The sequence below is a fragment of the Ruegeria sp. AA6 genome, assembly GCF_056542865.1.
The window spans coordinates 17,743-38,968 of the sequence record NZ_JBQGAN010000008.1; the positions used below are offsets into that span (position 1 = coordinate 17,743).

Here is a 21,226-nt window from a genome sequence, read left to right on the forward strand (position 1 = left end):
ATCCTGCGCAAAGTTACAGAGTGATACATGTATTACAGGTTATTTACCATCATTCCAGATCGGCAAGCGCGTTTCTCGATCGCATCAGAAAATTTAAACATAAAGACTTATGACCACAGATCATTCTCAATCCTCGACAGCTGACAACACTTCGGCCGAAACAATCGAGACGATAGCCCCTTCTACCAGCCTGCAATTTGACATGGCTAAAAAGGTAAACTTCGCCTCTGCACAGAATGACATCCCCGTTCTCAAGACGCTGTCGATCACCAATATGACCGATGGCCCGCTGGATAACATCCAGATAACCCTCACCGCACAACCCGCCGTGATAAAATCGAGGACCTGGATCATCGACCGGTTGTCCCCGATGGGGAGTCTTGAACTGGGCGATCTGGCGACGCCTCTGGACGTACAGAAACTGGCCGGTCTCAATGAAACGGAAATCGGATCTCTGACCCTGACGGCTTCGACGGGCGATGGTCCGTTGTCGTCAGAAACTCTGCCTCTGGAGCTGCTGGCCCGCGATCAATGGGGCGGGCTGGGTGACATGGACCGGCTGCTGGCAGCCTTTGTATCTCCGAACGATCCCGTGGTGGCGGCGATCCTCAAGGAGGCGTCGCTGTTGCTGGAACGCAGTGGGCACGATGGCTCGCTTGAGGGATATCAATCCGGTGACCCGCAGCGCGCATGGATGATCGCTGGCGCAATCTGGTCGGCCGTGACCGGTATGGGGCTGACTTATGCCAACCCGCCTGCATCGTTCGAGGTTGAGGGGCAGAAAATCCGTGCGCCCGAACGAATTCGCAGCGAGGGGCTGGCCACGTGTCTGGACAGTTCGCTGCTATTGGCCGCTGCGTGGGAACAGGCCGGGTTGCATCCTGTTGTCCTGTTTAGTCGCGGTCACGCCTGGGCCGGGGTCTGGATCACCAATCGGGATTTTGGGCACGTGACCGAGCCGGACGTGATCACCGTGCGCAAGGCGACTCACGCGAAAGAGTTCATTCCGGTTGAAACCACCCTGTTGACCCAACGCCCGACTGCCGGATTTGAACAGGCGGTCGAAGCCGGGCGGTCCCGTGTGTCCCAGGATCGTGAGCAGGAATTCCTGATGGCTGTTGACATCACCCGCGCGCGCTCGGCCCGGATCCGTCCGCTGGCCAGCCACGTGGCGGCTGATGCCGGTGTGGCCGAGCATATTGAGGCTGCCCCCGCGAAACTACCGGACCCTATCGACTTTGGCCTGTTGCCGTCCGAAGTGATCGAACAAGTTCCCGACACGCCCAAAGGACGGATCGAACGTTGGCAGGCGAAGCTGTTGGACCTGTCGCTGCGCAACCGGCTGCTGAACTTCAAGCCAAGTAAACAGACTGTGCCTTGCCTGGTGCCTGATGTTGGCGCTTTGGAGGATGCATTGGCCGCGGACAAGGCGTTCCGCGCCTATCCGCTGATGGAGGATGATCCCATTGGCGAGCGTCAGCTGTCGCGGCAGGACAGGGACGAGATCATCGCCAGCGCAACGAAAGATGCGTTCGAACGCGGCCAGATCACGATGCCGCTGGATCGCAAGGACGCTGACAACCGCCTGCTGACCCTGTTTCGAAAAGCCAAGAGCGATCTTCAGGAGGGTGGGACAAATACTCTGTTTCTGGCGGCAGGGTTCCTGCGCTGGCAGCGAGAGGGCGAAAAGCGCAGCTATCGTGCTCCGCTGCTGCTGATCCCGATCAAGCTGGAACGCAAATCGGCGCGGTCAGACTTTAGAATCCTGCACCACGAAGACGAGGTTCGGTTCAACTCGACCTTGCTGGAATTTCTCAAGCGTGATTTCGACCTGACCCTGCCCGAGCTTGAGGGCGAATTGCCCCGCGACGACAGCGGCATCGACCTGCCGCGTATCTTTGAATGGATGCGCCAGCGGGTGCGCGAAGTGCCGGGGTTCGAGGTTGTGGAAGAGATCGCGATCTCGACCTTTTCATTCTCGAAATACCTGATGTGGAAGGATCTGGTCGAGCGCACCGATCAGTTGCGCAATAACCGGCTGGTGGCGCATCTGGTCGACAACCCTGACAAGACCTTTGAGGGAGAGGCAGGGGACGCGATCCCGGCCGAACAGATGGATCAACGACTGGCACCCAAGGATCTGGTTACACCTCTGCCCGCTGACAGCTCGCAATTGTCAGCCGTCGTTGCAGCAGCTGAGGGGCGGGATTTCGTATTGATCGGCCCGCCGGGCACCGGAAAAAGTCAGACCATCGCCAATATCATTTGCCAGTGCCTTGCCCATGGTAAAACGGTGCTGTTCGTCGCCGAAAAAGCTGCGGCTTTGGATGTTGTGCAGCGCAGGCTTGAGGCACACGGGTTGGGCGATGCGGTGCTGGAGCTGCATTCCAACAAGACCGACCGCAAGCGGGTTCTGACGCAGCTTGGCCGGGGATGGGACAGGGCCTCGGCCACCAGCGAGCAGGACTGGCTGGATGTCACCGAGAAGCTGCGGATCAAGCGCGACCAGCTCAATACCTATGTGCAGGCGGTTCACGCCAAGGGTGCGCAGGGGTTTTCGGTCTTTGACGCGATTTCATGGACGGCGGGGGCACCAAAGGGACTGAAACTGTCCTATGCGGATAAGGATGCCCATGATCAGCACAGTTTTGACCGGTTGCTTGAGATCACAGAGGAACTTGGCCGTACCTACACAGCTGTAGGCGGTGGCACACCGCTGCCATTGGTGGGAGAGGCCGAGTGGTCTCATGCCTGGGAAGACCAGATCATTGAACGGGCCAAAACCCTGAGGGCGTGTATCGACCGTGCCATGCGATCATCTTCGGATATTTCAGGCCGGCTGGCATTGACCCCGGACCGGATGCTGAAGCCGGAACGTCGCGCTCTGCTGACCGACCTGTCGCGCCGTATTGATCCCGACGCGGACGATCTGCGCATGGTGCCGCGCCTGTCAGAGCGTGACCTGCACGCCGAAGTGGATCAGTTCGAGACCGCGCTTGTTGCGTTCATGGACGCGCAGGACCAATGCAGCGCGTCCTACACCGAAGACAATGTGAAACGCCTGCCGTTGGATCAGCTGGATGCGGAATGGCGCGCGGGTGAGGCGGGGTTCTGGCCACTTTCCGCCCTGAAAAAGCGCAAGACCCGCAAGCTGCTGCAAACCTATGCCAGCTCGGGACAGGTTGAACCGGGCAGGGATTTGCCAGCGTTGGAAGAGTGCCGCAAACAGCTGGCAGTGCTGAAGGATAGCCCGGTAGCCGATACCGCCGGCGCAGACCGGTCGCTGCACAGATTGAAGGGGCGGGTGGCTCAGGCGATCTCGTTGCGAGCGACATTGGCCGGTGCGCAGTCTGAGATCAACGATACTGTTGCGTTCGGTGCCACTGTCGCTGCGTTGGAGGAAGGACCCACGGGCGAGTTGCGACAGGCAATGGAGGACTGGCAGGCGGCGGACAGCGCATTGAATGCGACAATCACCGAGTTCGCTGGGCTTGGCGGCTTGGTGGACACCGATCTGCCCTTACGCGATCTTCTGGAGGCCGTGGATCAGACACTGGCGCAACGCGGGCGGCTTGCGGACTGGACCCGCTGGGTTGCCATTCGGAACAAGGCCAAAGCCGCGGGGCTGACGCCTCTGGTCGATGCAATTGAGGCGGATCAGTTGAAAGGTGATCCCGTCGCCGAATGCCGCTGCGCATATGCCCGATGGTGGTTGCCTCTGGCTATGGATGCCTCGGACCCGCTGCGCCAGTTCGCGCATTGGGAGCATGAGGATATCGTTGCGGCCTTCCGTAAGCTGGATGACGAGGTCGCCGAACATGCTCCGCGCGAAGTCATGCGACGCATTCATCACCGCCTGCCCGCAAGGGACGGGGTGCCCAGAAAATCGGAACTGGGTGTTCTACGGCATCAGTTGGGGCTGAAACGCCCCTCGATGGCGATCCGGCCTCTGCTGGAGAATCTGGGCGACGTTCTGCCCAAACTTGCCCCTTGCGTGCTGATGTCGCCGTTGTCGATTGCGCAGTATCTTCCGGCAGGTCAGGCGACGTTCGACGTTGTGATTTTTGACGAAGCGTCGCAGATCACGACCTGGGATGCCATCGGAGCAATCGCGCGGGCGAAACAGTCGATCATTGTAGGCGATCCCAAGCAGTTGCCGCCGACCAACTTTTTTGGCCGCAGCGATGAGGCCGAGGAGGACGCCGAAGGGATGATTGGCGACATGCCTTCAATTCTGGATGAGGTGGCGACCGCAGGGATCCCGACGCGCAGGCTGGATTGGCACTATCGCAGCCGGGATGAGGCGCTGATCGCGTTCTCGAACCACTTCTACTACGATGGTGGCCTTGTCACCTTTCCTGCACCCAGCACGGGCAGCGACGCTGTGACGTTCCACAAGATTGACGGCACCTATGCGCGCGGGGCAGGGCGGACCAATGCGGATGAGGCCAAGGCGATTGTGGCGTTGATCCGCCAGCGTCTGACCGCTTGGCTGAACCACCCCGAGGAGGATCGGCGAACGCTGGGTGTGATCACCTTCAACGCGCAGCAGCAGGGGCTGATCCTGGACCTCCTGGACAAAGTGCGGCGGGATGCACCTGAACTTGAATGGTTCTTTGCAGAAGAGCGTGAAGAGCCGGTGATCGTGAAAAACCTTGAGAATATTCAAGGGGATGAGCGTGATGTGATGCTGTTTTCGATCACGTTCGCTCCGGACCTTGCAGGTAAATTGTCGATGAACTTCGGCGCGTTGAATGCGGATGGCGGCGAAAAGCGTTTGAACGTTGCCGTCACGCGGGCCCGGCGCGAATTGCATGTGTTCGCCTCGCTGACCCATGATCAGATTGATCTGTCGCGCACCCGGGCGACCGGGGTGCGTGATCTGAAAACCTTTCTGGACTATGCCGAGCGTGGCCCGGTTGCGCTGGCCGCGCGCGAGGAAGGATCGCTTGGACCGGTTGAAAACCCGTTTGAACAGGCCATTGCCGAGGCGTTCCGAGCCAAAGGGTGGGAGGTGCGGACCCAGATCGGTGTCTCGGGCTTCCGCATTGATCTTGGGATCGTAAACCCGGATCGGGCAGGGGCCTATCTGGCCGGGATCGAATGTGACGGGGCCACCTATCACAGCTCTGCCACGGCGCGGGATCGGGACAAGGTGCGGCAGGCGGTGCTGGAAGGATTGGGTTGGACGATCCTGCGCATCTGGTCGACCGACTGGTTCCGCGACCCGGCGGTGGTGGCCGACCGGTTGCATGAAAAGTTGGAAGCGCTGCTGAAAGAAGACCGCGCGGCCCGGCAGGAAGCAGAGCATGAGGCTGAGGAAGAAGACCCGCCAGAGGTGCGGGCCTTGCCTGCACCCGAGCCGCCTCAGACCGACAGCGCGCCGCCGGAGTTTGCGCCGAAAGAGGCTGATGAGCCTCAGCTCTTCGCCTCAGGGTCTCATGCGACCGAGTTGGCCAAGATTGACGGGCCGAAGGCCGACCCGGAACGTTTCTTTGATCTTGGGTACATGGGGGTTCTGCGGCAGATCGTTCACGAGGTTTTGGTCGATCAAGCCCCGATGCCCCTGCGCAATCTGGGCCGCGAGGTCGCTAACCGCCACGGGTGGCAGCGCACCGGGCGCCGGATCATGGACAGGGTGGAACACGCGCTTGGCGCGGCCGAACTGCATGATGAGTTCGGCACTCCGTTTGTCTGGCTGGCAGGCACCTATCAGGATCGAATTCCGTATCGCGGGCTGGGAAACCGCGCCATCCGCGATGTGTCCCGCACCGAGGTTGCGGCGGTTCTGGATGAAATTGGCGCGGACCTGAAGGCCTCAGAGGATCCGGTGGGGGATTTGGCCCGTCACCTTGGCCTGTCGCGGGTCAGCGGGTCGGCGCGTCAACAGATTGAGGAGATCATGCGGTGGTACGAGGACCAGACGGGCAATGAAGATTCTGCACACAGCTGACGTTCATCTGGATTCGCCGCTGAAATCTCTGGCCCTGCGCGACCCGGAATTGCGTGAACGCGTACAGACTGCCAGCCGGGCCGCTTTTGTCAGGATCGTTGACACGGCCATTGCTGAAGAAGTGACCGCCCTGTTGATTGCAGGAGACCTGTTTGACGGGGCCGAGCGCAGCGCCCGTACGGCGGCTTTTCTGGTGATACAGTTGGAGCGTCTGCGCGAATGCGGAATCCGGGTTTTCTACATCAAGGGTAACCACGATGCTGAAAACCCGGTCACGGGTGAGCTGAACCTGCCGGACAACGTTCATGTATTCGACGGGCGCGGCGGCAAGGTACAGGTGTCGCCCGAGGTTTGGATTCACGGTGTCAGTTTCGCCAGCCGCCATGCGCCTGACAGCTTGCTGCCCAAATTTCCCGGCCCTGTGGATGGGGCCGTCAACATTGCCATGTTGCACAGTTCGCTGGCCGGGGCCGAGGGGCACGATCCTTATGCCCCTTGCAGTGTCGGCGATCTGGTCTCTTCAGGATATGACTATTGGGCGCTGGGTCATGTCCATCGCCGCCAGATTCACTCTCAGACACCTTGGGTGGTGATGCCCGGAATGCCGCAGGGGCGGGATATGGGTGAAACCGGGCCAAAATCCGCGACGCTGATTAGCATCACGGACGAAATCACCATCGAGGAGGTGCCGACTTCGGTTGTTGAGTTTCTGGAAATGCCCGTCGACGTGAAGGACCTCGACACGGATGATGCCTTGCGTGATCTGCTGCGCCGCAAGTTGCGTGAAGCCGCCGACGGTTTGGCTTCAGACGATGCGGTCATCCGACTGAACCTCTCGGGGCGCACGCCGCGGCGCTGGCAGCTTTTACGCGATCAAGATGTCTGGATGGATACTGTGGCGCAATATGCCCGCGAAACCGGGGTGTTGTGGCTGGACAGGATCGTCTTTGATTTGTCTGCGAATGACGAGGCGGCAAACAGCGCGACGGATGAACTGGCCGTAATCATGAAGACCATCCGCGATCAAGCTGGGTTTGCGGAAAACTATCGCACTGAACTGGAAGATGTTCTGAAAGAAATCCCACCGCAGCGCCGGACAGAGCTGTTGCCAGATGAAGCCGAAACCAACCGTCTGGTACTGCATCTTGCCGAACGCGGTGCGCAGCGGCTGATCGCGAAGATGAAGGGGGCGTCTTCCTGATGCGTATCCAACGACTGGCTTTGGATGTTTTTGGCCATTTTTCAGGCAAGGTTCTGGACTTCGGGGCCGCTGGCCGCACATCGGATTTTCATTTGATCTACGGGCCAAACGAAGCGGGCAAAACGACGACGATGGAAGCCTATCTGCGGTTGCTTTACGGTTTCCCTAATCGTGACACCTATGGGTTCAAACATCAGCGCGCGAACCTGAAGGTGTCGGGGTTGCTGGAAATCGACGGAGACGCCCGCCTGTTCACCCGGTTGCCATCCCGCAATAGCAACTTGCGGGGTGACGCGGACGCGATACTGCCTGAGACCGCGATTGCCGCGCATTTGGGTGGGCTGTCGGCCGATGACTACCGCAGCCTGTTGTGTCTGGACGATGATACAATCGAGAAGGGTGGTGAAGAGATTGCAAATGCCCGTGGTGATATCGGCAAGCTGTTGTTCTCGGCCGCGGCAGGTGTTGCGGATCTGAATACGGTTCTGGATCAGGCGCGGGTTGAGGCAAATGCGTTGTACAAAAAACGATCCAGTTCGACACGCGTTGCCGAACTGAAACGAGAGTTGAGCGAAATCGACCGCGACATTCGGGACTTGGATGTCAGCGCCGCCGCTTGGCGCAAGCTGAAAGATGGGCTCGCGGCTGCTCAGGCCGCCGAGGAAAATGCGCGTCAGGTGCGCGATGACCTACGCGTCGAGCAATCCCAAACCGATGCTTTGCGTCGCGTGATCCCCAGATTGGCACAGCTGGACAGGCTTGTAGCCGAGATTGCGGATAAGGCGCATTATCCCGATAGGATCGACATAGATCCTGAAATGCTGGTCAAACTGCTGGCCGATCGGGGCCAAGCAGAAACGGATTTGGAGCGCCTGACAGGCAACCTGAACGAAGCCGAAAAGGAACTCGAGAATCTGCCTCCGGACGAAAGCCGTCTGAACCTGTCTCAAAAGCTGGACGACCTTGACGAGCTGCGCAGCCGTACGTTGACAGCCGCGATGGACATTCCCCGGCGCCAACGCAGGCTGGACGAGGTCGAGGCGGACATGAAACGGGTGGTGGCAGAACTTGGGGCGCCGGAGGATGCGGATGTCGGTGATTTTGTTGTGTCCGCAGCCGAAATTACGGCGCTTGAAGAACTGCGGGGCAACATGCGGGATGCAGTAACCACCCGCAATAGCAGTGCGCGCGAGTTGGAAGAGTGTGCGCTGCGCGTTGCGCAGGCAGAAAAGACTCTGCGCGAGGTACAAGAAGCCGCGCCACTTCAAAGCGGTGCGCATGAACTGCTTGTGCGTTTTGATGCCGATAGGCTGGCCCCTGCATTTGCAACGGCTTCTCAAGCCATGTTGTCCGCGGAAGCATCTGCCAGGGATGCCCTGAACGCACTTACGGTTGGCGATTGCACGTTTTCGGCGCTGCCTGCCTGCCCGGTAGATCGATCAACCGCAGAGGACCTCGCCGATCAACATGGATCGCTTACGGAAAAGATAGCGCGCCTTGATGAGAGGCTGGAAGAATACGAAGAATCTATCGCAATCAAAGCCGCCCAGATATCTGCTCTGGCTGAGGGTTCCGCTGTTGTTGGAGATGCTGAGGCGCAAGAGGCGCAGGCGCAAAGAGATGCCTTGTGGCAGGCCCATTGCACGGATTTGACAGCACAAAGTGCGGCGCTCTTTGAGCCTGCGATGACGCGGTTGGATGACATCAACGCAAGCCGTTTGGTCCATGCCGCCGAACTTGGTGCGCTTCGGAAGATGACTCAGGATCAGGCAGAAACCGAGGCGCGCAAGGAACGGGTCCTGTTGGCGCGCGAAGGATGGGCAGCGCAGGCAAAGGAATTTGAGGACCGAATAATCGATTACGCCGATAAAATCGGGTTACCCGAACTGTCACCACGTGCTATTGCGAATTGGGTTGATTTGCACGTAGCGGCGCTGGCAGCACACAGGCGGCGAAATGAGGTTGCCGAGCAACACAAGGATACGATTGAGCGCGCCGAGCGTCTACGTCAGCAACTTGCGCCGCTTCTTCCTTTGGAAGACCCGACATTTGATGCTGCGCTGGCTTCGGCCCGGGACATGGCGGATTCCGAGCGCGCGTACAAAGATGTTCTGCGCGAAACCTCGGAAAAACTGACAGAACTGCAGGGCGAGCTTGAGCGCCGCCAGAGCGGCCAGGACGATCTTGGCAGTGCCTTGGAGCGGGCAGGGGAGATTTGGCGATCCAAGGTTGGCGATTTGTTCGGCACACGGGTATCGCCTGACAGGCTTGCGGCGTCTCCGGGCGTGTTGGGCCACCTGCGCGAGTGGGATGCGACACGTCAAAGCGCTGCGCGGCAAGTGTTTGCGATGCAGGAGGATCAGCGACAGTTCGAGGCGGCGGTAGCCGAGCTGAGTACCCAATTTGCAATTGGTGAAAGCACTTCCTTGGACGCGTTTGCCCGGCTCAGGCAAATCGCTGAAAAAGCGCAAGACGATCAGAGACGATACACTGAGCTGATCGGGAAAAAAGCCGAACATACCGAACTCAGAGAAAACTGCCGTAACAAATTGGCGGACATTGACCGAACGGTGACGACACTTGGGGCCGTATTTCCAGATACGGTTGACGTCAGCACACTTGAGGCTCTTCGGAACGCTGTAGGCACGGCCAAAGACGTGATTAGGGTCCGAGCGCAGGTTGCTGAAATCGAGGAGCAAATCCTCAGCGATCTTTCAGAAGAGACACTGGATGAGGCAAGAATCGCAGCTGGGGAGCACACCTTACCTGTTCTTGAGGCCCGAGCGCAGTCTTTGGAGGGTGATCTCAAGCGGGTGGAAGACACCCTGTCAGAAACGACGGTGGCACGCGCGAATGCTGAAAAAGACCTTGGGGCGATTTCCGGCAGCGCGGAAATTGCCGAACTGGTTGAGCGTCGCGCGATACTGCACCTTCAGATCGAAGACGCCATTTTGAACTATGTCGAGCGGGATCTTGGTCTGCGCGTCGCCGAAGAGGCTATCCGCCGATACCGCGACCGCCATCGAAGTGAAATGATGGCCGCGACTGAACGCGCATTCGCTGAATTGACGAACGGGGCCTATCAAAAACTGTTGACCCAGCCGGAAGGAGCGTCGGAAATATTGTTGGCGGTTGATGGCAATGGCACGTCGAAGCAGGTTGGGGATATGTCGAAGGGAACACGGTTTCAGCTCTATCTGGCGCTCCGTGCGGCGGCATATGAGCAGATGGTCAGTCAGGGCGTTCAGTTGCCGTTTTTCTGCGATGATATATTCGAAACATTTGATGAAGACCGAACGCGTGCTGCGTGCCGTTTGATGGAGAGGATAGGGCAAAACGGTCAAGCGATCTATCTGACCCATCATCGCCACGTGGTCGAGATCGCCAAAGAAGTGTGCGAAAACCCACCAGTGATCCACAATCTGATGGATTGAGCAGCGCAGGGTGAGAGGCGTTGCGCGGATATTTCAGCCGCGCATTTGTCAATCTTCGATCAGCGAAAAATCTTCACCATCGCCCGGTTTTCTTTTGCGGTTCTTTGCTTTCTTGGTTCGTCTTGGGCCTTTGGGTACGTAGTTGTCGTTTAACGCTTTCTCGACCAACCATGTGGCAGGGTGATCAGGGAAACCTTCGCCATAGTGGCGGATAAGATCGATGTATTTGAACCCAAGCTCAGATATCTTTCCGATCTCCTCGCCGGTTGAGACGTTTTTGACCACAAGGCCGCCGCCCTTGGCCGCCAGTGCTATATCTTTATCTTTCAATGCTGCCGAAAGATCATCCCAGGAGCGTGTGTCGTCAATAGATTTGCGGATGAGTGCTTTGAGGTCGAGTTTTGGCGGACTATCAATCTCCTGTGGTTCTGGAACCGAGATATCCAATGCCTTTGCGGAAGGGTCGGCCGTTTGTCGATATGGATTTTCCCTGACACGGTCCGTCTGATCATCTTCTCGGGCTGTTGGTGTCGGCTGAGTATGCGAGGCTTCGGCATTCTCATGTCGGAAGATCAACTCTGGTAGTATGGTCTCCCAACTATCGCGCCTTTGGTAGTGAGCGTACTCTTCTCCACTATCGATCTTGCGCCAGTTGATGATGGCCCCGATCTGGCCGGACGCAAATACATGCCCGCGGGGTGGCTTCCACGATTTTGCCATACGTCCGACAACACGTTTTTGGGCGTCCAACAAAACCCAATGAGGTTGTTGAAACACAAGGGAAAGGGTGTCCCCTACATTCGCTGAGCGCACGGCGTTGTGCACTTCATGTGCATCCCTTTGGCGACCGGCGAATGACAAATCTACGATATCGAGCGCAGGCATCTGATATTTTGTTGCGGGAAACGAGGTTTCGTCGAGATCGGGTGTCATATGCCTGATCAGAACTGAATCTGAACCCGTTTTCAGAAAGGGGTGCGCTCCGGATGTCAGCACTGTGAGGCTTTGCTGTGCGCGGGTCATTGCCACATAGAATAGGCGACGAGGGGCTTCGTTATCCTCCTCTTTCGAGACCCGGGTCCAACCGCCGTTTAGAATGGCGACATGGTCAAATTCAAGGCCTTTGGCCCTGTGCGCCGTTAGCAATAGCAGTCCACGTTGTTCACCGCGTGTATCCCGGGACCAGTCTGCGATCCATTCAATGATGTCAGGTACCGGCATAGTCTTGGTGCCCAACTCCCGGGCCAGTTCCGCCACACCTTCTGCCAGCAAATCCACCCATTTGTTGCGAGGCTGAACATTCAGGACCGTGAGGATGTCCTGAATACCCAGAAGTGCGCCTTGTTTCTCGCGCAGCCCGGACACTAGGCGTTGGGTCTCCCTAAGTCGCCAAACATTTGGAAGGTCTTCGTTGGCCATATCAACGCGCAAACCCAGTGCTTCGGCATAGGTCCGAACTGCATCCAGTGATTTCCAGTCTCGGGAAATCACAGCAGCGCGGGACCAGTTCCAATTGGGGTCCAGGCGAGAAAGGCGTATCAGCTCGTCGATCGCTGCTGCAGCTTGCGGCATAGCGCCAGGTGGTACGTCCAGCAACTGCACTCGACCATGGGCAATGGAATCCTTCCCCTCCAGACGCCCGCCGCTGGGGTGAGAGAGCCGCGCCTGATTGATCTTTATCTCGTGATCCACTTTCATACGTTCAGGCGCTTTGGATATGACCTGATTGGCGGCTTCGATGATATGTGCTGTCGACCGGTAATTTTCGATCAGAAAAGATGGTCTGGCTTTATAGTCCTGTTCAAATCTGCGGATGAAATCGACAGAAGCTCCGTTGAAGGCATAGATATTCTGGTCATCGTCGCCCACTGCAAACAGGCTAAGTTTAAGCTCGATATCTTCCAGAGAACGACCTGCCACGGCGGAAATGAGCGCGTATTCCTCTGGGCCAATATCCTGGTATTCATCCACCAAAATCCAGCGAAACCCCTGAATCAGGCTCTCGCGCTGCGCCTCTGCTTCGGCTTTGGTCAGCCCTTCGGGGTTAAGCTGTCGAACCGCCTCCATAATGACATTGTCGAAGTCTTCAGTTGCGGCCTGAACACCCGCAAAACTGGCGCCAACCAGCTTCATCGCAAGCGAATGGCAAGTCGAGATCGTAACCCCCGCCGCATCATCGCCCACCAGCGCTCGCAGACGAACACGGATTTCGGCAGCGGCATGGCGATTATAGGCCAGTACCAAAATACCGCGCGGGTCTTCGCGCTTCATCCGCAATAGATAAGCGATCCTGTGCACCAAAACACGGGTCTTCCCAGATCCGGGACCGGCCAGAACCAAAACATTGGTCTGGTCCCGGTCGTCCGCGACGATGTCCTGCTGAACCTTGTTGCCCAGGTCTTCGACAATGGTGGTCCAGGACTTGCTGGTTGTCTGTCGCCTGACTTCGCGTGCCATGCCCGGCATCCAGCGCTTCATGAACTGCTCTTTGTTGAGCAGGAAGTAATCCTCCGATAGGCGTTCGGCGTCCGTGATCTTCTCCAGGCCGGTTTCCGCATAAGTCGCCATGACGTGGGTCTGAAGTGTCTGTTCGGCGTAGTGTTCTTCCAGAGGAAGGAAGTCCGATTGCGTGAACTGACCCCCTTCGGGATTGAGGAATACGGTCATGGCGGGACGGAATACGGTCAACCCTTTCCCCAGTGTCAACACGCCCTGTTCATGCATCCAAAGCAGGGAGCGTTCCAACAGTTTGGTCATATCGCGCAGACCGCTGGATTTAAGAACGGCATCCTGTGTGAGCTCCGCCAGAAGGTCCCCAACGGTAGTTTTGACCTGAAGGTCTTTGCCGCGCGCACCTTTGTCGAGTCGACCCATCAGAAACTTCAAAAGAATCCCGGCAGCTTGCCACCGAAACTCAGCGGTCTGGGCAATGACTTCCCACGATCTTATCCGCGTCACGTTAAGAGTGTTTCGGCTTATTTTGCGCAACCGGATATTGCCGGTGCCTCCATCCTGCCCCTTGCCATCCCGTGCTATGCCTCGGATCAGTTTGTCGATTACATCGGGGCGGGCATCGGCGTGGTCCTGATTGCGTAGATGCTGGCAGGTTTCCTGCAGGTTCAGCGGTATAGGAGTCTCTTTGTCCGCATCCGGTGCCAGCTCTCGCATCGACGCGATCAAATCTCGTTCCAGATTTGCGGCTTGTGTGAGGCGCCCGGAGGAAGACTGCGCCACACCGACATGGATGAAGAGCGTCACTGCAACGTCGTTGCGCGCGATGCCAAAGCTTTCGAGATTGGCCATCGCTTTGGTCAGTGCGCCGGGTGTCAAACCGCTGACGCCGCAGAGCTGATCGGTTGAGACCCCTTCATCCGCCGGGGCCAAAATCAGATGCTGCACGATGGCCAGCAATTGTTTGCGATGCGCTTGAGTGATCTCCGCATCCGCAAGCCGTTGTTTCGCCTCGTCCAGTGTGCGGATTGTTAGCGAAGAAGGGAAAATACGAACACGGTTCTCTTCTCGCGAAACAAGTGTCGCTTCTTCAAGCCAAGATACGGCTGTCTTGACTCTCGTGTCATCAGTCGCACTGTCCCGTTCGAATTCTTGATCCTTTTCGAACCGGACAATCTCACCCGCAGTGGCGACGATCTTGCCAGTTTTGCGTGTGCGCTCGTCGATCCGGCGCAGGGCTTTCAGAATGGCTCCGATTTCATGCCGTGCCAAACGCGAACCCGCGGTCAGCCTGAACTGACGTTCTACATCATCCCCCGCGTACAGAAGCACGCAATCGGCATCTTCGCGGTCGCGTCCGGCGCGCCCAGCCTCCTGAAGATAGTTTTCCAAGGACCCTGGGATGTCAGCATGCACTACCAGCCGGATGTCGGGTTTGTCGATGCCCATGCCAAAAGCGTTGGTGGCTGCAATCACCCGCAGGTCTCCGACCCGGAACCGTTCCTGGACGTCGTGTTTGTCATCGGACCCAAGTCCAGCGTGGAAATGTGCCGCGTCCATACCTTGTGATTTTAGAAACTCGGCGACGCGCTCGGTCTCTTTACGCGTTGCGCAATAGATCACGGCGCCGGATCGGCCCTCAGAAGGCAGCAGCTCTTCGATCACATTCAGGACATCGGTTAGTTTGCTGTTCTTAGTCGTAGGCCTGACATCAAATGTCAGGTTTTTCCGCGATGCTCCACCATCAAGGGACAGCAGCTCGACCCCGGCGCGAGACTGGAAATGCTCGACGATATCGGCGACGACCTCTGGTTTGGCTGTGGCCGTGAGGCAGAGGATTGGGGCAGGGTCTTGATCGCCCGAGAACTCTTTGATGAACCGTCCCAGATATCTGTAATCCGGCCTGAAATCATGACCCCATTTCGACACGCAGTGAGCCTCGTCAATAGCCCAAAGGCCAACTTCGCGCTGAGCCAGTACCGACCGGATTGATGTACTGCGCAATTGCTCGGGCGAGATGATCAAAATGCCCGCATCCCCCATGCGGACCTTGTCCAGGGCGTCTTGTCGCTCGGGCATGGACATCTGACCATTCACAGTCACGGAACAGGAAATGCCTACGCGCTCCATACCCTGAACCTGATCTGCCATCAGCGCGACCAACGGGGAAATGACCACGGTCAACGCCCCAATTTTGTCGAACCGTGACAAAGCGGGCACCTGATAACACACGGACTTCCCAGTGCCTGTTGGCAGGATGCCGAGCAGGCTTGTTCCGGACATGGCCTCATCGACAATGCGTTCCTGCAGAGGGCGACCATCTGGGTCCACAGGCTGTGGGCGGAAACTGTCGAACCCGAACCACCTGTTCAGCGCACGGACCGGGTCATTCTGTTCAGCACACCATTGACAGGCGGGATCTTTGCAGGAGGTATCCCTGAGATGTCGAACAATCAGAGATGCCTCGCGAAACTGCGCCCGAACCCATGGCGGCATAACCGAGTCCCCACCCGCTACGGTGATCCAGGATAGCGCATAAGCCATAGGCCATGCGTTTCGGGGATTGCTAAGCCGTCCCAGAGTCTGTTCGACCCGTTTACTACAAGCCCGGTCCTCCAGCATCCGACGGATGGCGGCAACGGCTTCATCCTGCGGCGGACAATTGGCTTTTCGCAGGTACTTGAAAACCGCGTCGAACCCTTCCGATTGTTCCGTTCGAGTGGTCAGGAAGTGATAGGCTACAAGCGCATCTGGTTCGCTTTCGGCAAGGTTTTGAAAGGCATCGAGCTGATTGGCCAACGCCTCAAAAACAAGCCGGGCGTCAAGTTCTGGATCATTGATATGCCCTGCAGCCAGCCGCCCGTCTTGATAGTGTTTGACCAGATGGTGGTATGGGTTGCGTGGGAAGGCCAGCGGGTTCAGCCACAGTGTATCAATTGGTGCCCGCATGATCTGGGTCAGACGTGGTCTGGCGGCAATTAGGTGTTCCATATCGTGGTGCAGGAAATTGTGACCAATCGGATGTGGGGCACCTGCGATAGCCTCTTCCAGGCGGTCGAGATCTTTCTCCAGCGCGCTGGATTCCGACTTCAAAGCAGGTTGCTCATCGTTTCGGACGGCGGCAAAGGCAAATACCTTCGCGGTTTTTGGATCCACCTCCAAATCGATGGACAGACAATTGGAAAGTAAATCGGTATGTCGACCGTTCATTTGTGATGCGCAACTATTCAAACACTGCAGTCAGAGAATACCTTTTTGAGACTATGCACAACCCGGGCGGGAAGAGTTAATCAAAGTACCTAAGCGGTGAAGATACGGTCTACGGCAATCATACCAATTCCGCATACGGTCCAGCAGGTACAAACTCCGGTCTTCGAAGGGAGAACACAGTGCACCCCGATAGTTCCTGAAAGACAGTGTCGCATGTATGGCGGGACCGCATCTGAGGTTCTGCCAACACAGCAGTACAACGTCATAGTTGCCAAAATGCAAACATATTGTGTCTGTGAGAATCTGTACTACTAAATATTGTTGATCTGCGATCTACTCCATTGGAAGCGTTTTAGAGCACGCAACAACCGAGGGTGTCAGAAAGTTATCGTGCTGAGACCTTCACGGAGGTGCAGCTCGCATGGGTCTATCGACAGGTGACAGGCTTCGAATTTTCCTACGAGAATGTACTGTTGAAATCATGTAAAAATGATAGGATTTTTGAGTATCAACCTTGTGGTGTGGCAATCCATGCTTCGTGTATTCTTACTACCTACTTCATTGAAAACTTGACGGAAAGCTGTGGCGACTGTCTATTTGAGACATGACATTCAATATCAAGTTGTAGGCGCTTAGATGACTGAAAAGTTGCCAGATTACCTGGCTCAAGGCGAAGCTGCCCGTTTGTTCCCCGTTCTCTCAACCACGTCAAAGGAAGGCCGCACAACGTCCATTGTGCTGGCCTGTATGGTTCAGATTGAAGAGCTGGGAGCTGCGCTGCTGCAATCAATAGGCCAGAAACGCGGAAAACGAGCCCAGGTTCATGCTTTCACCGAGGTTGTGTTCAAGAACCAATCCGAGGCAATCAAGGATCGGCCAGACGGATTGATTGTTCTGAAGGTTGGGTCCCGAGAGTGGAAGGCTCTTGTTGAAACCAAAGTTGGGAACAACACCCTCGATGCTGAGCAAATTGAAAGATACCGCGCTCTCGCAAAAGAGAACGGCATAGATTGTGTCATCACGATCTCCAATCAGTTTGCTACTACACCGACCGCTCACCCGGTCGAGGAAGTCAGGAAGAGTAGGTCTAAGGTTCCTGTGTATCACTGGTCATGGATGCATGTGGTCACGACCGCGGAGTTGCTGATCAGCAATGAGCAAGTCGAGGACAAGGACCAACTGCTGTTGTTGAATGAGCTTCGACGTTTCCTCAACCATGAGAGCGCTGGGGTGCAGGGCTTCCATAGGATGCCCAAGGAATGGGGCGATATTAACAAACTAGTGTCTTCAGGCGGCGTTATTCCGGCCCGGTCGCCTGAGGCGCAGATCGTAATTGACGCTTGGCATCAGGAAACACGTGATCTGTCGCTAATACTCAGCCGTTTGGTGGAAACATCTGTCAGTGAGAAACTGTCGCGAAAGCATATCAATGATCCGGCGCAGCGGAAAAAAGATGAACTGCTGTTGCTTCGCGAGCAACATCAATTGCAATGCACGTTGGATGTGCCGGACACGGCCGCTCCTATCGAGGTCACTGCAGATCTGAAGCGGCGGTGTGTCGACGTGGGGATGACCATCAGGGCTCCTGAAGATAAGAAATCGACAAAAGCTCGTCTGAATTGGCTTCTCCGCCAAATAAAGATCGATGACATGGAGGGGCTGTATATACGTCTGCTTTGGCCAGGCGCCAGCGAGCCGACACAGCACCTTGTTTCAGATCTACGGGAGAACATTGAAATCTGCCAAGAAGGTAAGGATCACCTTGTCACGCACGGCTTCCACGTTTTCCTTTCCAAACGTCTCGGTGGGCGGTTTACCCAGCAGGCCAACTTCATATCCGACCTAGAGGAAGTTGTTCCTCTGTTCTATGGCGAAGTCGGCGCAAACCTCTCTGTCTGGAAGAAGGCAGCGCCGCGGATCAAACAGGACAAACCGACCGCTGAGGATGTGTCCATTGACGCCATCGCAGAAGATGCAGAGGACTTTGAAGGCTGAGTGACCGAGCTATATCCAGACTTGCGAGACGGAGAATTGAAGGCAGATTGATTTTTCCTCTCCGAAGGACCTAAGGAGAATAAGTGCTTGGCAGACTAAAGGTGCAGCTATCGCCATCCGTTTCACCCAACCAATTCCGGGTCGGATGGAAACAGGGCGTCTGCAGCACTTTTGAGGAAACGTCCGGTGGAGGGGAGCAACAACAAAGCGATCCTCATACTTACGGTGAGTGAAATTGACTTCCCCTGGATCAACAGACGTTCCGCAATCATTGCAGGAGTTGGGGGAATCATGTCGCGTATGAGCGAATCCACCGCCTGATCCAAGTCATCGTAGTCAACATCTCCCGGAAGAATATTTGCCGAAATAGCGTTTAGAAGAGTTTCATTGAACCTACCGTTCAGCGCGTCTTCACCCATCTGTGTCAAGCTTAGCATTGAGTTCTGTTCTACAACGAGCCCGCTTTGGATCAAAAACTCGCAGTATTCTAATGCTCGTTCTGGTTTCAAATACCGATCGTCGCCATCTTCAATTCGCTGGACCAAGAACTCGTTCCTGGATTTGATCACAGTTGGAAATTCAAACTTGAGGACCGGTTGTTCTTGCAGAAGCCTCAAGCATATGAAAACTCGCCCATAAACGGATCGCTTTGGGACTAACGGATTGTAGTCGGTCGTTATCGTCACAGGCGCTTCAGCAATCAGCGTGTGTTCCAATCCTCCATCGTATTTCTGAGGTATTTGGTTAACACTGCTAGCTCGGGAAACAAATGGAGCCCTTGCGCCGTCAAATAGTCGTTCGTATGTGAAGCCCTTACGCACTCGGTCAATCCGTTGATCCCTTTTGGATGGCGCTCGCTCCAATGTGTTCAGCAAGCTTTCTGTGAAGTCACAATTAAACGCATACCCATTTCCAGTTCCAAGCATGACAAAAGAAGTGACTGGAAATTCGTTGCTAAGCCCGAGCGATCTTCCTGCATGACAACAATCCAGACCCAGAACCAGTTTTGTAAACCCGGCATCGCGGATTTGGTTCAGCAACGTACTCAGGTTCTTGTGAGACGGGCCGCTTTCTTTTGTTTTGTATCTAAGTCTTAGTCGTAGATCGTTTTCTTGCGCGCCAACGGCGTGTCCGACGTAGTACACAAACAATAGTGTTCCATCTGTTACGCCAATTGGCTCGTCGGCTAGCTTCGCGGTTACTTCGGCGTCACTAGGATTGTACAGAACATCCGGCTCACCCGTTTCTCCTGACATTGGACGAAAGGGGTAACGACCGTTTTGTCCTAGGGCCTTTTGAAGGCGACCAACTACCCCCTGGACTCGAGAATGATTGGGAGTGGTGCCATCAGGACCCCAGTGGCCGATAATTAGCAACCTACGATCGATATCAATCATCGCGTGTGACTTCTTCGATGAATTGCTTAATAACAGCAATTGAAGCGGGGAGAACGATCTCCTTACCAAGTACTTTCAGTTTGGCGACCTTTTTTTCCGCCGGATCATCTACAGCAGATTTTCCTTTCGCTGACGCAATCTCATTTAACGCATAAACCAGAGATGAAATCCCGGCCTTGATAGCCATCGGCTCTTTGGCGACTTCAATCAAAAATTGCAGAAGCTCCAACTCTCCTTGAGCGCCGTCGGGAGCAGGTTTTTTACTTTGGCCTATGGAAGAAGCCCCGACATGCTTAGCAAAACCATCAATCTCTGCTTCTAAATCAGCTAACATGTCTTCGGTGACAACACCCTTCTCCGCAGCAATCTGGCTATCAAATTCAACTATTAATTCCATGGTTTCAAATCCTTCTCTCAATTCACAATCAATACCACTTTTGCTTGCATGCGCAATACTACTAGGTGTCTCATGGCGTGTAGCTTTCCTGATCTGTCAATCAAAAAATGTCTTGTCGGCCGCAAGTCACAGACTCAAATCTTGGTCTTTCGGATGCGTGTTCTGAGACTTAGATGTGGCGTCTTCAGTAAACGTCGGTTGATCAAAGAACTTAATCCTTGAAGGAAGTCAGTTGAGACCCGCGCGCGGCGCGCGGCTCACATTGATCCATTGACAGGGCAGGGGATCGACGCGCCTCGCGCGCTCACCCCAACCCTGACATTCTCATGATTGGCTGAGCAGCCCGCTGATGGCGGTCTGCTGTGCTTGTTTTCCCGAGCGTCGCGGGGCCGAAAAGCTCTCGTGCCTGATCCGGTCCAGGGGGAAGGCGTGAGGAGAGACCCGCGCCAGCGGCGCGGCTCGCATGTCTCTTTTTTTGTACGCCTCAAGCAGAATTCGCGAAAATCCCGGTTCCTCCCACGCGACGCGCGCGGGTCCCTCCCAAATTTGCCCGATTTCAGCCTGACCCCCAGTCCGCCGATCAGATCCGGATCTTTTCCATCGGCCCCCCTCCTTCGCCGGGAAAAACGCGGGTGGGTGCGGGTGTCGATGTCACAGCCAATGGGCGTTCGGGTGAACCCTCACTCCTTGGCCCATTGGAACAAACCGAACCACTTGCGGACAGGTCGGGCGCACATCGGCCACCGCATCACCACGAAAGAGAGGCCACCAATTGCTGCAATCGCAAAACATTCCGAGGAAACCGGTCAGGTCGATTATGCCCTCATCGCTCAGCAGAATGACGCTTTCCGCAAACGTCTGCCCGAGGGTGGAGAAGGGATCATCGTTCAGACGACCGCTATCGACAACATGGGTCCCAGCTTTGTTGCAGCGTGCCTCAACCAAATCGTCACCTATGACGGTTTCAACGAGGACAACGATCCCCATGGCACCCATGAGATGGGCTTCATGGAAATCATGGGCCGCATGGTCTGGTTCAAAATCGATCTGTACGACGAGACCTATCAGTACGGGACACCCGCGCCGACCGATTTGAGCAAGACGCGCCGCGTCCTGACCATCCTTTTCCCAAGCGATTATTGAGTTCGGTCCCGGCCATTTGGTCGGGGCTGGATGCGCAACCTGCGC

Annotated in this window: 8 protein-coding genes; 5 read left to right on the forward strand and 3 right to left on the reverse strand. The window is 56.2% G+C overall.

Features of this window, described 5'->3' with window-relative positions; all coding sequences use genetic code 11:
* The first annotated feature begins 202 nt into the window (after positions 1-202).
* Genes ACR0LN_RS11775 through ACR0LN_RS11785 form a run of 3 tightly spaced genes read left to right on the forward strand, consistent with a single transcriptional unit; the run spans position 203 to position 10,588 of the window.
* Positions 203-5,953 carry a DUF3320 domain-containing protein gene (locus ACR0LN_RS11775; protein WP_480429906.1) on the forward strand — a complete coding sequence of 1,917 codons (5,751 nt, stop codon included), beginning with the start codon at positions 203-205 and terminating at the stop codon, positions 5,951-5,953.
* Positions 5,931-7,154 (forward strand): metallophosphoesterase family protein, encoded by a 1,224-nt coding sequence (locus ACR0LN_RS11780; RefSeq protein ID WP_480429907.1) that lies wholly within the window; start codon positions 5,931-5,933, stop codon positions 7,152-7,154. The genes ACR0LN_RS11775 and ACR0LN_RS11780 overlap by 23 nt, the downstream gene beginning before the upstream one ends.
* Positions 7,154-10,588 (forward strand): AAA family ATPase, encoded by a 3,435-nt coding sequence (locus tag ACR0LN_RS11785; RefSeq protein ID WP_480429908.1) that lies wholly within the window; start codon positions 7,154-7,156, stop codon positions 10,586-10,588. The genes ACR0LN_RS11780 and ACR0LN_RS11785 overlap by 1 nt, the downstream gene beginning before the upstream one ends.
* A gap of 48 nt (positions 10,589-10,636) precedes the next feature.
* Here the strand turns inward: ACR0LN_RS11785 and ACR0LN_RS11790 are convergent, their stop codons facing one another.
* Positions 10,637-16,249 (reverse strand): RecQ family ATP-dependent DNA helicase, encoded by a 5,613-nt coding sequence (locus ACR0LN_RS11790; RefSeq protein ID WP_480429909.1) that lies wholly within the window; start codon positions 16,247-16,249, stop codon positions 10,637-10,639.
* Positions 16,250-16,885: 636 nt separating this feature from the next.
* Between ACR0LN_RS11790 and ACR0LN_RS11795 the strand changes: the two genes are divergently transcribed.
* On the forward strand, positions 16,886-18,244 hold the full coding sequence (locus tag ACR0LN_RS11795; RefSeq protein ID WP_480429910.1) for a hypothetical protein: 1,359 nt from the start codon (positions 16,886-16,888) through the stop codon (positions 18,242-18,244).
* Between the two features lie 122 nt (positions 18,245-18,366).
* On the opposite strand, the gene ACR0LN_RS11800 is transcribed toward ACR0LN_RS11795, so the two are convergent.
* Both ACR0LN_RS11800 and ACR0LN_RS11805 read right to left on the reverse strand, forming a co-directional pair.
* The gene (locus tag ACR0LN_RS11800) at positions 18,367-19,641 is read right to left on the reverse strand and encodes a hypothetical protein (protein ID WP_480429911.1); all 1,275 of its coding nucleotides are present in this window, start codon (positions 19,639-19,641) and stop codon (positions 18,367-18,369) included.
* Complete coding sequence (locus ACR0LN_RS11805) at positions 19,634-20,038, reverse strand: hypothetical protein (protein WP_171724958.1); 405 nt, start codon at positions 20,036-20,038, stop codon at positions 19,634-19,636. Before ACR0LN_RS11805 ends, ACR0LN_RS11800 begins: the two co-directional genes overlap by 8 nt.
* A 648-nt stretch (positions 20,039-20,686) precedes the next feature.
* Here ACR0LN_RS11805 and ACR0LN_RS11810 point away from each other — a divergent pair.
* Positions 20,687-21,181, forward strand: coding sequence for a DUF3768 domain-containing protein (locus ACR0LN_RS11810; RefSeq protein WP_480429912.1), 495 nt, complete (start codon positions 20,687-20,689; stop codon positions 21,179-21,181).
* The last annotated feature ends 45 nt before the right edge of the window (positions 21,182-21,226 follow it).